The 14,624-nt window shown below is 54.4% G+C and carries 17 protein-coding genes; 5 read left to right on the forward strand and 12 right to left on the reverse strand.

All coding sequences use genetic code 11. The features are described 5' to 3' along the window. The 4 genes from pflB to LZ634_RS20370 all read left to right on the forward strand — a co-directional run. Nucleotides 1–1,965, forward strand: a 1,965-nt coding sequence (pflB, locus tag LZ634_RS20355) for a formate C-acetyltransferase (protein WP_234508454.1), incomplete at its 5' end; no start/stop codon positions are given. 78 nt (nucleotides 1,966–2,043) lie between these two features. Continuing rightward, the gene (locus LZ634_RS20360) at nucleotides 2,044–3,408 is read left to right on the forward strand and encodes an L-serine ammonia-lyase (RefSeq protein ID WP_234508455.1); all 1,365 of its coding nucleotides are present in this window, start codon (nucleotides 2,044–2,046) and stop codon (nucleotides 3,406–3,408) included. A 600-nt stretch (nucleotides 3,409–4,008) separates the two neighbouring features. Next, nucleotides 4,009–5,334, forward strand: a complete 1,326-nt coding sequence (locus LZ634_RS20365; RefSeq protein WP_234508457.1) for an amino acid permease — start codon at nucleotides 4,009–4,011, stop codon at nucleotides 5,332–5,334. A 16-nt stretch (nucleotides 5,335–5,350) separates the two neighbouring features. Further along, the gene (locus tag LZ634_RS20370) at nucleotides 5,351–6,655 is read left to right on the forward strand and encodes a serine dehydratase subunit alpha family protein (RefSeq protein WP_234508460.1); all 1,305 of its coding nucleotides are present in this window, start codon (nucleotides 5,351–5,353) and stop codon (nucleotides 6,653–6,655) included. A 35-nt stretch (nucleotides 6,656–6,690) separates the two neighbouring features. Here LZ634_RS20370 and LZ634_RS20375 read toward each other — a convergent pair whose 3' ends face one another. Further along, a complete protein-coding gene (locus tag LZ634_RS20375) occupies nucleotides 6,691–6,855 on the reverse strand; it encodes a hypothetical protein (protein WP_234508462.1) in 165 nt (54 codons plus the stop codon). A gap of 22 nt (nucleotides 6,856–6,877) precedes the next feature. Then, nucleotides 6,878–7,579 carry a pirin family protein gene (locus LZ634_RS20380; RefSeq protein WP_234508465.1) on the reverse strand — a complete coding sequence of 234 codons (702 nt, stop codon included), beginning with the start codon at nucleotides 7,577–7,579 and terminating at the stop codon, nucleotides 6,878–6,880. A gap of 104 nt (nucleotides 7,580–7,683) precedes the next feature. On the opposite strand from LZ634_RS20380, the gene LZ634_RS20385 reads away from it, so the two are divergent. Continuing rightward, nucleotides 7,684–8,580 carry a LysR family transcriptional regulator gene (locus tag LZ634_RS20385; protein ID WP_234508466.1) on the forward strand — a complete coding sequence of 299 codons (897 nt, stop codon included), beginning with the start codon at nucleotides 7,684–7,686 and terminating at the stop codon, nucleotides 8,578–8,580. Nucleotides 8,581–8,661: 81 nt separating this feature from the next. Here LZ634_RS20385 and LZ634_RS20390 read toward each other — a convergent pair whose 3' ends face one another. The 10 genes from LZ634_RS20390 to exuR all read right to left on the reverse strand — a co-directional run bounded on the left by LZ634_RS20390 (nucleotide 8,662) and on the right by exuR (nucleotide 14,596). Then, a complete protein-coding gene (locus tag LZ634_RS20390) occupies nucleotides 8,662–9,027 on the reverse strand; it encodes a DUF805 domain-containing protein (protein ID WP_234508468.1) in 366 nt (121 codons plus the stop codon). 130 nt (nucleotides 9,028–9,157) lie between these two features. Then, a complete protein-coding gene (locus tag LZ634_RS20395) occupies nucleotides 9,158–10,144 on the reverse strand; it encodes a glutathione S-transferase family protein (protein WP_234508470.1) in 987 nt (328 codons plus the stop codon). A 109-nt stretch (nucleotides 10,145–10,253) separates the two neighbouring features. Further along, complete coding sequence (locus tag LZ634_RS20400) at nucleotides 10,254–10,646, reverse strand: DoxX family protein (protein ID WP_234508472.1); 393 nt, start codon at nucleotides 10,644–10,646, stop codon at nucleotides 10,254–10,256. 284 nt (nucleotides 10,647–10,930) lie between these two features. Next, nucleotides 10,931–11,212 carry a YqjK-like family protein gene (locus LZ634_RS20405; protein ID WP_234508474.1) on the reverse strand — a complete coding sequence of 94 codons (282 nt, stop codon included), beginning with the start codon at nucleotides 11,210–11,212 and terminating at the stop codon, nucleotides 10,931–10,933. Next, complete coding sequence (locus LZ634_RS20410; RefSeq protein ID WP_234508476.1) at nucleotides 11,209–11,607, reverse strand: phage holin family protein; 399 nt, start codon at nucleotides 11,605–11,607, stop codon at nucleotides 11,209–11,211. Before LZ634_RS20410 ends, LZ634_RS20405 begins: the two co-directional genes overlap by 4 nt. A 2-nt stretch (nucleotides 11,608–11,609) precedes the next feature. Beyond that, complete coding sequence (locus LZ634_RS20415; RefSeq protein ID WP_052283711.1) at nucleotides 11,610–11,915, reverse strand: DUF883 family protein; 306 nt, start codon at nucleotides 11,913–11,915, stop codon at nucleotides 11,610–11,612. Nucleotides 11,916–11,941: 26 nt separating this feature from the next. Further along, nucleotides 11,942–12,310: a DUF1090 domain-containing protein gene (locus tag LZ634_RS20420; protein ID WP_234508479.1), complete on the reverse strand. Its 369-nt coding sequence runs from the start codon at nucleotides 12,308–12,310 to the stop codon at nucleotides 11,942–11,944. 148 nt (nucleotides 12,311–12,458) lie between these two features. Next, nucleotides 12,459–12,839, reverse strand: a complete 381-nt coding sequence (gene mzrA / locus LZ634_RS20425; protein WP_234508481.1) for an EnvZ/OmpR regulon moderator MzrA — start codon at nucleotides 12,837–12,839, stop codon at nucleotides 12,459–12,461. Between the two features lie 2 nt (nucleotides 12,840–12,841). After that, the gene (yqjA, locus tag LZ634_RS20430) at nucleotides 12,842–13,504 is read right to left on the reverse strand and encodes a DedA family general envelope maintenance protein YqjA (protein ID WP_234508484.1); all 663 of its coding nucleotides are present in this window, start codon (nucleotides 13,502–13,504) and stop codon (nucleotides 12,842–12,844) included. A 315-nt stretch (nucleotides 13,505–13,819) separates the two neighbouring features. Further along, entirely contained in the window at nucleotides 13,820–14,596 is a 777-nt protein-coding gene (gene exuR, locus LZ634_RS20435; RefSeq protein WP_234508486.1) for a transcriptional regulator ExuR, read from the reverse strand. Nucleotides 14,597–14,624 lie beyond the last annotated feature (28 nt).

The raw sequence follows: 14,624 nt of genomic DNA on the forward strand, positions 1-14,624 counted from the left end.
AGTTGGAGTCATTACCCGTTTGGCGGCATCAATATGATCAAAAGCTCGTTTGAAGCTTATGGTCGCGAAATGGACGCTGATTTTGAATATCAGTATACCTCGCTGCGTAAAACCCATAACCAGGGCGTATTCGATGCTTACTCCCCGGATATGCTGCGCTGCCGTAAATCGGGCGTACTGACCGGTTTACCGGACGGCTACGGACGTGGACGCATCATCGGCGATTACCGCCGCGTAGCGCTGTACGGCATCCGTTATCTGGTGCGTGAGCGCGAACTGCAGTTTGCCGATCTGCAAACCAAAATGGAGTGGGGCCAGGATCTGGAAGCCACGCTGCGCCTGCGTGAAGAGCTGGCTGAGCACCGCCGCGCGCTGCTGCAAATGCAGGAGATGGCGGCCAAGTACGGCTGCGATATTTCCCGTCCGGCGCTCAATGCGCAGGAAGCGGTGCAGTGGCTCTATTTCGCCTATCTGGCAGCGGTGAAATCGCAAAACGGCGGCGCGATGTCGCTCGGGCGTACCGCCACCTTCCTCGACATCTACATTGAACGTGACATGCAGGAAGGGCGTCTCACCGAGGAACAGGCGCAGGAGCTTATCGACCACTTCATTATGAAGATCCGCATGGTGCGCTTCCTGCGTACGCCGGAATTCGACACGCTGTTCTCCGGCGACCCAATTTGGGCGACGGAGGTTATCGGCGGGATGGGGCTGGACGGGCGCACGCTGGTGAGCAAAAACGCGTTCCGCTATCTGCATACGCTGCACACCATGGGCCCGGCACCGGAGCCAAACCTGACCATCCTGTGGTCGGAAGCGCTGCCGCCGGCCTTTAAGCAGTACGCCGCGCAGGTCTCTATCGTCACTTCATCGCTGCAATATGAAAATGACGACCTGATGCGCGCTGATTTTAACAGCGATGATTACGCCATTGCCTGCTGCGTCAGCCCGATGGTCATCGGCAAGCAGATGCAGTTCTTCGGTGCCCGTGCCAACCTGGCAAAAACGCTGCTGTACGCGATCAACGGTGGGGTGGATGAGAAGCTGAAGATCCAGGTGGGGCCGAAAACCGCGCCGCTGATGGACGACGTGCTGGACTATGAATCGGTGATGGAAAGCCTCGACCACTTTATGGACTGGCTGGCGGTGCAGTACATCAGTGCGCTGAACGTCATTCACTACATGCACGATAAGTACAGCTATGAAGCCTCGCTGATGGCGCTGCATGACCGCGATGTCTATCGCACCATGGCCTGCGGTATCGCCGGGCTGTCGGTGGCGGCGGATTCTCTGTCGGCCATCAAACACGCCCGCGTGAAGCCGATTCGTGATGAAAATGGTCTGGCTATCGATTTCGAGATTGAGGGTGATTATCCGCAATATGGCAACAACGACGAGCGCGTGGACAGCATTGCCTGCGACCTGGTCGAACGCTTTATGAAGAAAATCAGAGTGCTGCCAACCTACCGTCACGCGGTACCGACTCAGTCGATCCTGACCATCACCTCCAACGTGGTGTATGGGCAAAAAACGGGCAACACGCCGGATGGTCGCCGCGCAGGAACGCCGTTTGCGCCGGGTGCAAACCCGATGCATGGCCGTGACCGTAAAGGGGCCGTGGCTTCGCTGACCTCGGTGGCGAAGCTACCGTTTACCTACGCGAAGGACGGGATTTCGTACACCTTCTCGATTGTCCCGGCGGCGCTGGGCAAAGAGGATGCCGTGCGTAAAACCAACCTTGTCGGGCTGCTGGATGGTTACTTCCACCATGAGGCGTCAATTGAAGGCGGGCAGCATCTTAATGTCAACGTGATGAACCGCGACATGCTGCTGGATGCGATTGCCCACCCGGAAAATTACCCGAACTTAACCATTCGTGTTTCGGGTTATGCGGTGCGTTTCAATGCATTAACCCGCGAGCAGCAGCAGGACGTTATTTCGCGCACCTTTACTCAGGCAATCTAACCCTCGACCTGCGTGCGCATTGCTACACCGGGCTGCCATCCGGCAGCCCGTCTCTGAAGCCGTATCGAGGTCACGGATATGATTAGCACATTCGATATGTTCAAAATTGGCGTTGGGCCGTCTAGTTCACACACCGTGGGGCCAATGAATGCCGGAAAATCCTTCATTGATGAACTGGCGGCCGGGGGCTTTTTACCCCAGACCACACGCCTGACGGTCGATCTTTACGGTTCGCTTTCCCTCACCGGGAAAGGACACGCGACCGATGTCGCGGTGATTATGGGGCTGGCGGGCAATCGCCCTGACAGCGTCGACATCGATGCCATGCAGCCGTTTATGCGCGCCGTCGAGCGTAGCGGGCTGCTCAGCGTGGCGCAGGGTGAAGCGGAAGTGCCGTTTTCCCTTAGCGACGATGTCATCTTCCATAATGAAGCTCTGCCGCGCCATGAAAACGGGATGCGCTTTACCGCCTGGGGTGAAGAGGGGATTTTGCTCAGCAAAACCTACTACTCCACCGGCGGCGGTTTTATTGTTGAAGAGTCGAAATTTGGCCAGGAGTTTGAGGTTGAACAACCTGTGCCGTATCCCTTCCATTCCGCCAGCGAACTGGTGCAGCAGTGCAAAGAGCACGGGCTTTCTATTTCTGGCCTGATGATGCAAAACGAGTTGGCGCTCAGAAGCCAGAGCGAGATTGATATCGGTCTGACCCGCATCTGGCACGTCATGCGTACCGGCATTGAACGCGGGATGAATACGGAAGGCGTGCTGCCGGGCCCGATGAGCGTTCCGCGCCGCGCCGTCGCGCTGCGGCGACAGCTGGTCTCCAGCGACAGTACCTCCAGCGATCCGATGAATGTGATCGACTGGATCAACATGTTTGCGCTGGCGGTGAGCGAGGAGAATGCGGCGGGTGGTCGGGTGGTGACCGCGCCAACCAACGGCGCGTGCGGCATCGTACCGGCGGTGCTGGCCTATTACGATAAGTTCAGGCGCACGGCGAACGGGAACTCCATCGCCCGTTATTTACTGGCCGCTGGCGCGATTGGTGGGCTGTATAAACGCAATGCTTCGATTTCCGGCGCAGAGGTCGGGTGTCAGGGCGAGGTCGGCGTAGCGGCATCGATGGCGGCCGCGGGATTGGCCGAGCTGCTTGGCGGCAGCCCGCAGCAGGTGTGCATGGCCGCGGAGATAGCCATGGAGCACAATCTGGGGCTCACCTGCGATCCGGTGGGTGGACAGGTGCAAATCCCTTGTATCGAACGCAACGCTATCAATGCGGTAAAAGCGGTTAACGCGGCGCGGATGGCGATTCAACGCACCAGCGAAGCGCGGGTTTCTCTCGATAAAATTATCGAGACCATGTATGAAACCGGTAAGGATATGAACGAGAAATACCGCGAAACGTCGCGCGGTGGCCTGGCGATTAAAGTGCTGTGTGATTAGTTGATTGTGCCAAAAACAATGACGTCGTAAGCGTGTGGATACGATCCGTTGCAACGCCCCTGGCCTGATGGCCCGGGGCGTTTTTTTTCGGCCGCGGGCTGCCACAGGCCAGATCATATAAGCAGTGTATTATTTTGTTTTCTTACATTTTTTCTACAAACATTGGAGTTATTGGCTAAATCAATCTGACACTGTGATAGCCATCATTTTTTGCTGGCGCTGACAGTTACAACCCATTAACTCGCCGGTTTGCGCTGTCTCACAAAATGGCCGCGCCATGCGGGCGTGCAGAAATCACCATAAACACACAATGTATTATAAAACAATGCGTTACATTGATTTTGTGTGGCGGTGAAATATATAAATCCTTTATGAATTGGTAAGGATAGAAATTAACTTACCCATATCTCGCTATATGGAGCATTTTTTTCTCCCTATGACGTTTCCCATGCCAGCAGTGGCAAGTTTTTTCTCCTTAACCCGCGCTATCATCTATCCACTATAAAAAATGTGGTTAATAACCATGCATTGCTAAAAATATGTGGAATATCAATCTGTATTAAAACAATAAACCCTACAAACCAAGAGTGAGACTTTGTTATGGAAACAATCTCAGTTGCACCGACACAAACCTCTAGCGCGGCGGCACGAGCGGGCATGTCGGAAAGTGAATGGCAAGCGGCAATAAAATTCGACAGTACCGATGTGGGCTGGGTCATCATGAGTATCGGCATGGCTATCGGTGCGGGGATTGTGTTTCTGCCCGTCCAGGTGGGATTAATGGGCCTGTGGGTGTTCCTGCTCTCTTCTATCGTCGGTTATCCGGCCATGTATTTGTTCCAGCGTCTGTTTATTAATACCCTGGCAGAATCACCGGAGTGTAAAGACTACCCGAGCGTGATCAGCGGCTACTTGGGTAAAAACTGGGGCATTTTACTGGGCGCGCTCTATTTCATCATGTTGGTGATTTGGATGTTCGTCTACTCCACTGCCATCACCAACGATAGCGCTTCCTACCTGCACACGTTCGGCGTCACCGACGGCCTGCTCTCCGAGAATCCATTCTATGGTTTGGGGCTTATCTGCGTGCTGGTGGCAATCTCTTCAAGGGGTGAAAAGCTGCTGTTTAAGGTCTCCAGCTTTATGGTGCTGACCAAGCTGCTGGTGGTCGCCGCGCTGGGCGCGTCGATGGTGGGGATGTGGCATCTGTATAACGCCGGCACGCTGCCGCCGATGGGGCTGCTGATTAAAAATGCCATCATCACGCTGCCGTTTACGCTGACCTCGATCCTGTTTATTCAGACCCTGAGCCCGATGGTTATCTCTTATCGTTCGAAGGAGAAGTCACGCGAAGTTGCCCGCCATAAGGCACTGCGTGCCATGAATATCGCCTTTGGCATTTTGTTTGTGGTGGTCTTCTTCTACGCCGTCTCATTCACCCTGGCGATGGGCCATGATGAAGCGGTCAAAGCCTATGAGCAGAATATCTCGGCGCTGGCGATTGCGGCACAGTTTATCAACGGGAGCGCAGGGGCATGGGTGACCGTGGTCAGCGTTATCCTCAATATCTTTGCGGTGATGACCGCTTTCTTCGGTGTTTATCTTGGCTTTCGCGAAGCGACTCAGGGGATTGTGATTAACCTGCTGCGCCGCAAAATGCCGGAAGAAAAAATCAACCAGAAGCTGGTGCAGCGCGGGATCATGTTGTTCGCCATCCTGCTGGCGTGGAGCGCGATTGTACTCAACGCGCCGGTGCTGAGCTTCACCTCTATCTGTAGTCCTATCTTTGGTATGGTCGGCTGTCTTATCCCGGCCTGGCTGGTTTACAAAGTGCCGGCGTTACACAAATACAAAGGTGTCTCCCTGGTGATCATTATCATCACCGGTCTGCTGCTGTGCGTGTCTCCGTTCCTGGCATTCTCTTGATTAATTGGTGGTAAAAATGGATGAAGTGAAAATGAATCCGCTGTGGGGCGTGCTGATTCAGGCGGTAAAACAGAACGTCAAACCTGCGATGGGCTGTACCGAGCCGGTATCGCTGGCGTTAGCCAGCGCCATCGCAGCCTCGCACCTCGCCGGTCGCGTGAGCCATATTGACGCTAAAGTTTCACCCAATCTGATGAAAAACGGTATGGGCGTCACCGTACCGGGCACGGGGATGGTGGGGCTGTCGATTGCCGCCGCCGTGGGGGCCCTGGGCGGCGATCCGCAGGCCGGGCTGGAAGTATTGAAAAGCGCGTCGGTTGACGCCATTGCGGCGGGAAAGGTGCTGCTTGCCAGCGGCAAGGTCTCGGTAACGATTCAGGAGCCGTGCGAGGAAGTGCTGTACGCCAGCGCGACCGTTTATACGGCGGATGAGTCTGCGACGGTGACCATTGCGGGAGGGCACACGCGGGTTGTTCGTATCGTGAAGAATGGCGTCGTGCTGTTGGATGCTGGCTGCTGTGGGGGGGCTGGAGAAGAGCCGGCGGTATCGCTGGAGAACGTAACGCTGGCGCAGGTAGTGGAGTTTGCCGAGCAGGTACCGTTTGAAAAAATCGGCTTTATTCTTGATGCGGCCCTGCTCAACGATGCGTTGTCCCATGAAGGGCTGCGCGCCCAATATGGCCTGCACATTGGCGCCACTTTGCAGCGTCAGCGTGAGCGCGGACTACTGGCGAAAGATTTGCTCAGCGACATTATGATCCGCACCTCGGCGGCATCCGATGCGCGCATGGGCGGGGCCTGTTTACCTGCCATGAGCAACTCCGGTTCGGGAAATCAGGGCATTGCTGCCACCATGCCGGTGGTGGTGGTGGCTGAACATCTGGAGTGTTCACAGGAGAAAATGGCGCGTGCGCTGATCCTGTCGCATATGACGGCTATCTACATTCACCATCAGCTGCCGATGCTGTCCGCACTATGCGCCGCGACGACCGCTTCAATGGGCGCCGCTGCCGGGATTTGTTGGTTGATTGATGGCAGCTACCGCTGTATCGCCATGGCTATCAGCAGCATGATTGGCGATGTGAGCGGCATCATTTGCGATGGCGCGTCCAACAGTTGTGCGATGAAGGTTTCTACCAGCGTGTCTTCGGCGTGGAAAGCAGTGCTGATGGCGCTGGATGAAACGGCCGTCACCGGCAATGAAGGCATCGTGGCAAACGATGTGGAACAGTCGATTAGCAACCTTTGCGCGTTGGCCTGCCGCTCTATGCAGCAAACCGACAAACAGGTGATTGAAATTATGGCGAGTAAAATCGCTTAGCCGAGCGCCCCGGCTTCTGACCGGGGCCCGCGTCTTTATGCCGCTTCGGCCTCTTCGGCCTGGCGGTTTTGCGCTTCTGTCACGATGGCTTCCAGCTCGCTGAGCATCTCTTCAAACCCAAACGCTACGGGGGTCGTGACCACGGGTGCCGATGTTACGACATCCGCCGTGCGCTGCTGCCTCTTGTTTCTCTTACTCATTTTCCCCGGCTCCCTGAAGATGCTATACCGGTAAATCTATCAGTAAAGCGCGCAGAGGGGTATCAGCCACCAGGGTGATATTGCTTTCATCACGAATAAATGCGCCGTCGCCACAGGTTAAGGCCTGTTTTTCGGCATCGTGAGCAACCGCGTGCACCGTACCGTGAATCGACTGCAGATAGGCGCGTGGCCCGTGCAGTTGCAGATTAACCTGCTCACCTTTATCCAGCTCAATATGATGCAGCCAGACCTGCTGGCGCAGCTGCAGACTGCCTTCGCTGCCGTCCGGAGATGCCAGCAATTGATGCGCGGCATCATGCAGTTTCATCTTCTGCACGCGCGAGTTCTCGCGTTCCGGGCAGGCGTCCAGCCAGATTTGTATCCGGGTTAACGATTTATCTTTGCTGAGATTATGTTCGCTGTAGCTGACGCCTGGCTGAGTGGCAATCAGCAGCGCTTCACCGGCCTTGACCTTAATGTGGTGGCCCTCGTTATCACGATACTCAGCCTCACCTTCCAGAATCAGATTCAGGATATCCACTTTTGGGTAAGTTCGCGGCTGGAAGGCGGCGCCGGGCGCAAGCACTTCCTGATTCAGCACGCGCAGAGAGGCGTAACCCAGCAGTTTCGGATCAAAATAATGCCCAAAAGAGAAGGTATAGCGGGCCTGCAGCCAACCGAAGTCAGCCTGTCCGCACTGTTTTGCTGTTCTTGTGGTAATCATTTTCTTGACCCTCCTTTACACTAAATCAATGGTAAAGGTATGGACGCTGCATTGTTAGCCAGATATTCTGCCCGGTATGTTCAAATTTCCTGAATGAGAACGCCATGGCTAAAGAGAGAGCACTGACGCTGGAAGCACTACGAGTAATGGACGCTATCGACAGACGTGGCAGCTTTGCCGCCGCGGCCGATGAGCTGGGCCGTGTGCCTTCGGCACTGAGCTACACCATGCAAAAGCTGGAAGAAGAGCTGGACGTGGTGTTATTTGACCGCTCAGGTCATCGAACAAAATTCACCAACGTTGGGCGCATGCTGCTGGAACGCGGGCGGGTGCTGCTGGAAGCGGCGGATAAGCTGACCACCGATGCAGAAGCCCTCGCGCGCGGCTGGGAGACGCATCTCACCATCGTTGCAGAGGCGCTGATCCCAACGCCGACGCTTTTCCCGCTGGTGGAGAAGCTGGCCACCAAATCCAACACCCAGTTGTCGATTATCACCGAAGTGCTGGCAGGTGCCTGGGAGCGTCTGGAGCAGGGGCGTGCAGACATCGTGATTGCGCCGGATATGCATTTCCGTTCATCGACGGAGATCAACTCACGCAAACTGTATTCGGTAATGAATGTGTATGTTGCTGCGCCGGATCATCCAATTCACCAGGAAGCGGAACCGCTTTCCGAAGTGACGCGCGTGAAGTATCGTGGCGTGGCGATTGCCGATACCGCACGCGAACGCCCGGTGCTGACGGTGCAATTACTCGATAAACAGCCGCGACTGACGGTGACGTCGATGGAAGAAAAACGCCAGGCGCTGTTGGCCGGGTTAGGGGTGGCGACCATGCCGTATCCGCTCGTCGAGGATGATATTGCGCAGGGGCGTTTGCGGGTGGTGAGCCCGGAGTATAGCAGTGAGATCGATATCATCATGGCCTGGCGACGCGACAGTATGGGCGAAGCCAAATCCTGGTGCCTGCGTGAAATCCAGAAACTGCTGACCGCCAGATAGAAGGTGGTTATCCGCGGGTGAGATTTCACCCGTAGTCGGTGCGACAGCACCGGCTACGGGCTACCTGATTGTGCAATACAATCAAGGAATGCGTTTCGGGTCTGGCCCAAAGCGGTTATCGCCCGGCGTCCCGTTCTGGCAGTTGAAGATAATAATCACTATCCAGCCCACGATCGGAATAAGCAGCAGCAATAGCCACCATGCCGAGCGGTCAGTGTCATGCAGACGCCGGAACTGCACGGCCCACCAGGGCAGAAAGATCAGAATGCCGTAAATGGTGGTGAGGATCCCCTCGCCACCGGCACGCTGCCAGCCCAGCATTTTATCCACCACGCTTAACACGGCCGTCAAAATGACGTTCACCAGGATGAACATCCAATACTCTTTGCGACGGGCGCGGCCGCCAAATCCAATATAGTTACGTAGAACGTTGAGATACCAATCCATTTTCATGCCTCTGTTGATCATTAATCACTTGTTTTTAAAGCGATCAAGCTAAGGATAGTCGCGAATGAAAAGGTGGTAAATATTGATGGGGTGAATTAATTAGGGCATCGATGAACGATGCCCTGTGCGCTTAGCGGAAACGTTCGTCACGCCCGTGCGGTTCATCCAGATCCTGCCACGGCCCGATGGAGATAATGCCGGTCGGGTTGATGGTTTTGTGGCTGCGGAAATAGTGCGTGCGGATATGGTCAAAGTTGACGGTGTCCGCGATGCCCGGCATCTGGTAGATATCGCGCAGGAAGCCGTGCAGATTCAGATAGTCGCTGATGCGGTGTTTGTCGCACTTAAAGTGGGTGACATAGACCGGATCGAAACGAATAAGCGTGGTCCACAGGCGGATATCGGCTTCGGTCAGCTGATTACCCGTCAGGTAGCGATGCTGTCCGAGGATCTTTTCTAGGCGGTCCAGCGAGCTAAAGACTTTCTCAACCGCTTCATCATAGGCGGCCTGGCTGGTGGCAAAACCGGCCTTGTAGACGCCGTTGTTCACGTTGTCGTAGATCCAGCCATTCAGCTCATCAATTTGTTCGCGCAGCGCAGGCGGGTAGTAGTCACCGGCTTTGGCCCCAAGTGAATCAAAGGCAGTGTTGAACATGCGAATGATTTCGGCTGATTCGTTGCTGACGATAGTCTGGTTCTTTTTATCCCACAGCACCGGCACCGTCACGCGACCGGAATAGCCTGGATCGGCGTGTTGATAGAGTTGATAGAGAAACTGGTGTTGATAGAGCGCATCGCCCGTCGCCGCCGGGAAGTCAGCATCGAAAGTCCAGCCGTTTTCCAGCATCAGCGGATTGACGACGGAAACGGAGATAAATGGCTCCAGTCCTTTGAGGGTTCTGAGAATTAGCGTGCGGTGCGCCCAAGGGCAGGCAAGAGAAACATATAGGTGATAGCGATCTTTCTCGGCGGCAAAGCCTGCGTTGCCGGTTGGACCGGGTTCGCCGTCGGCGGTCAGCCAGTTACGAAAGGCGGAGACTGAACGCTGGAAACGTCCACCGGTGGATTTGGTGTCATACCAGACGTCTTGCCAGACGCCATCGACTAATTGTCCCATGATGTTCTCCTTTTAATACTGGGCGCGCTGTCGCTTGAGCTACGCCGAGTATAGATAGCAAAAGCGAGGAGATATCTCCTCGCTTTTTAGTTAACTCAGTATAGTGCGCTTACCACTTTTTATTCAGTACACGGTCGATACTGAATGCGCCTGGACCGGTGATACCCAGCAGCAGGAAGCCGCCAGCGATGGTCAGGTTCTTCATGAACATCAGAGAGTTCATGCCTTCCGCAAAGTTGCTGTGGAAGATAAACGCGGTCAGCAGGGTGAAGCCTGCGGTGAACAGCGCAGTGGTACGGGTCAGGAAACCGAACAGAATCGCCAGACCGCCGCCGAACTCAAGCAGGATGGTCAGTGGCAGCAGGAACCCTGGGACGCCCATTGCTTCCATATACTGCTGTGTACCCGCATACCCGGTGATTTTGCCCCAGCCCGCTGTGATAAACAGAATAGGCATCAGAATACGAGCAACCAGGAAACCAACATCTTCTAATTTTTTCATCTTTCTCTCCAGAGAACCTTGCGGGTAGTTAAACCATATTATTGAGCGTTTACACGTCGATAGCGTGTATCTGCTGTCGATGGAGAGAAATATAACCGCGGTGTATCACAATTGTTAGCAAGGAAAACTATTGAACTTCTTCAAAGAATCTGAGCAACGATGTATGGCAGCGAGTGGATTGATGGGGAATATCGGTATGGGGTGTACTAGCAAGCGGGCAGGACTTAGCAAGGGTATTTAGTGAAATACCCTTGCTAAGATACCGGGGTAATTAACGCAACGGCTTAGCGCAGCAGGTTTTTGGCCATGCGCCAGGTGCTCCAGATGCCAAGGCCGCGACGGGCCCAGCGCACCAGAAACCGGGGATGACGCAGTGAAACCACGGCCATGGCGCTGCTGGCGACAATCGCCCACGAGCGCAAACTGACAAGTTTGCTCCAGCCACGGTCGTAGACCTCGGTGGCATCGAGCCAGTCGCGGCGGGTAGCGATTAAATCGAGCCGCTGCTGCTGAATTTCCCGCAGCAGAAAGGCTTTGCGTTCCTCTCGCGCCTGTCGTGGATTCATGGCTTATCATCCTCCAGCAGAGCACGATCGTTTGCCAGCTCATGGCGCGTGTGGCGCAGCAGCGTTGAACGACGGGCCTTACGTATTGTCCAGACTCCGCCAATCAATGCCAACAAGAGCAGCGTGCCGGTGGTTGCCATCATCACGTGTAAACGATACTGCGGATCAACCGCCCAGATGACCAACACCAGCAGGCTCATCAGGCCGAAAGCGGTAAACAGCAGGGTAAGCCCTGCCATTAACAGCAGTTGGATGAGGTTAGCTTTCTCCTCTTCCAGCTCGACGACCGCTAATCGCAGCCGCGTTTCCACCATCTGCACCGCAAGGGTGACGATACGCTGACCCATGCCCAGGATATTCTTTCCCGGGCCTTGTGCGTGGTGAGAATCGTTCATGCTTAACGACGGGTCAGCAGAACGCCCAGTACCAGGCCTACGGCTGCACCGATACCGACGCCGGTCCACGGATTTTCACGCACGTAGCCATCGGCTTTAGCCGCAGCTTCACGCGTTTGTTTTGCCAGCGCGTCGCTGGTTTCGCCCAGACGGTCGCGGCTCTCTTTCAGCGCGCTTTCCGCTTTGCTGCGCAGCTTGCTTAACTCTTCCTTGGATTTATCGGTGGAAGTATTCAGGACTTCTTCCAGGGTATCGGACAGGGCTTTGAGCTCTGCACGTAACTGTTCTGATGTCGAATCTTTAGCCATCGTATCTCTCCTGTAAGGGTTTTGACTCAATACGCGCGGGATTCCAGCGCGTTAAGTTCTTGCTGGGCTTCTTTAAGCTTACGCTCACGTTTAGCCACTTTGTCCGCACTTCCAGTCTGTTTCGCTTCCTTCAGATCCTGCTCGCGCTCGCGAATTTCATCTTTCTGGTCAGCGATTTTTTCCTGATGATCGGCGCGTAGTTTGCTGTCAGTACAGTGAGCTTTCACTTCACTCAGCGCTTTTTTCAGACCGTCGATACGGTGTTGATTGTTATGCTTCTCGGCATAGCCAATCTCGCGCTGGATGTCTTGCTCTTTTTCCTGACACAGTGATGTTGCTGCAGCGCTCGCGCTAAGCGAAGCGAGAGTGAGCGCAAGTACGATGCGGTATTTCATGTATGAGCCTTCCATTGTGCGAAGTACATCTATTATGTACTTTTCCCAGTTTGTGAGTAGCGGCGTTGCCACATTCACAACACTAAGCATAGTAAGTAAATTACAAAATCACCAAAGTCGGTGAAATTATTCAGAATCCTGGAAGTGGCTAACCAAATCGATGAGAGGTATCACGAAGAAGGGACAGCCAGCTTGCCGGATCGGTATCTTCATCCTGCAGGGCGATTACGTACACATGCGGCAGCGTGCTATCCAGAACGCGTTTTGCCGCCGCGCTTTGTTCGCTGGATTCAAAGGTAATGAGTAGCGCATTGTCCTGCGGGGTGATGCTTTTAAAACGAATGCCGTTGGCGTCCAGGTGGTGCGAGATGGAGAAGCCATCGGGCATGTTGGCCTGGTTCATTGGGCGGATCGCCAGCGTGGACTCTTCGCGCTGAAGCGCAGCCCACAGCCAGAGCATGATGCATAACATCAGCATCACGCTCAGGCTGAGTGCGAATCGGCGGATCAGAATGTGGTTAGACCCCATAATTACCCTCGATTACCGTATTTTTTCTTCCACACCACGGCCAGTGAGCCTATCAAGCCAAATACCAGCAGCACGACCGGCAGCAGCATCAGGCATGACATCAGCGCGTCTTCATACTTCTGGAAGACGGAGGTTTTACCAAGCAGATAGCCCAGAGTCGTCAGAATCAGAACCCACAGCAGGCCGCTCATCCAGTTGAAGAACTGGAAGCGAGCGTTATTCAGCCCGGAAAGACCAGCAATGGTCGGTAACAAGGTACGGACGAAGGCAATAAAGCGGCCCACCAACAGGGCGGAAAGGCCGTGTTTGTGGAACAGATGGTGCGCGCGTTGGTGGTAGTGGGCGGGAAGATGCGATAGCCAGTTTTGGACGATACGCGTATTGCCGAGCCATTTGCCCTGGATGTAACTCACCCAGCAGCCGAGGCTGGCGGCGACAGTCAGAAGGAAGACGGTTTGCGGGAAGCCCATTGCCCCTTTGGCAATCAGCACACCGACGAGCACCAGCAGGCTATCACCCGGCAGGAAGGCAGCCGGCAGTAGACCGTTCTCAAGGAACAGAATCATAAATAAGACAAAATAGAGCATACCAATCATGGATGGATTAGCGAGAGTCTCGAAATCCTGGCTCCATAAGGCATTTAAGAGTTGGGTTAGTAGTTCCATTCACGATTCCTGGTACATCGATTAACGTAATGCCTGAACGCGCTGCGATATCTTCGCTGTTTTTATTTTAATAGCATCGCGGTAAATGCGCGCTGAACAGTCCTTGTTTTGGCAAAAAATGTGCAAAACGACAAATTGCATTCAATTGTAACAAATGGTCTGGTTTCTCGTCACAGAAATTGCAATTTGTTGCAGACTGATTTTGCGGCTTAGCGCGGGGAGAGGCTAGGGGATTTACAAAGGCTTACCCACACTGAAAGTCGGGCAAGCCTTATAGAGATTTCAACGGTTTCGCGTAGCGCGGAAAGGGGGGGGTTATTTACCGCCGATGGCTACGGTATCAAGGTGGACAACCGGGTTTTCCGCAAACAGATAACGGTCGGCGTTGAACTCGAAATCATCGCTGGTTTCATTGAATAACATCAGCTTAGTGTTTTCGAGGTGCTGCCACATGGCGATTTTGGCCGCATGCGGATCTTTACGAATCAACGCTTTTAATATTTGGTCGTGATCGTCACACCAGTTATCGACGGTACGCGCATCGATATGGTCATGCAGTTTTTTCCAGTACGGGTTATGCACGCGCTGGGTCCACATTTTTTCGACAATCGCGGCGAGCGCGGTATTTTGCGTGGCTAGCGCGACCTGCACGTGGAACTGGAGATCCCACTCTGAATCGCGGAAGCACTTCTCTTTGCGCGCTTTTTCCTGGATCTCCATCAGTTTCATGATGTCCTGCTTGGTGACCTGGGTCGCGGCAAATTCGGCTATGTTGCTTTCAATCAGCTGGCGAGCCTGCAGCAGTTCAAACGGACCGTAGTTGGCAAACTCCAGGTTTTCATCTGGCGCCTGATGGTATTTGGCTTGATTGGAAATGACATGGATGCCTGAGCCCTTGCGGACTTCAACGTACCCTTCCACTTCCAGCATGATAATGGCTTCGCGGACCACCGTACGACTCACGCTCTTTTCATCGGCAATGAAGCGCTCAGCAGGCAGTTTATCGCCCACAAGGTAAACCCCTTGCTCAATGCGCTCTTTTAACTCAGCGGCAAGTTGCTGATACAAACGGCGGACATCGGTGATTTCCATATGCTCTCCAGGCAGGGTACGGCAGATT

It is taken from the genome of Kluyvera intermedia (genome assembly GCF_021440345.1).
In the GTDB taxonomy this organism is placed as follows: domain Bacteria; phylum Pseudomonadota; class Gammaproteobacteria; order Enterobacterales; family Enterobacteriaceae; genus Kluyvera; species Kluyvera intermedia_A.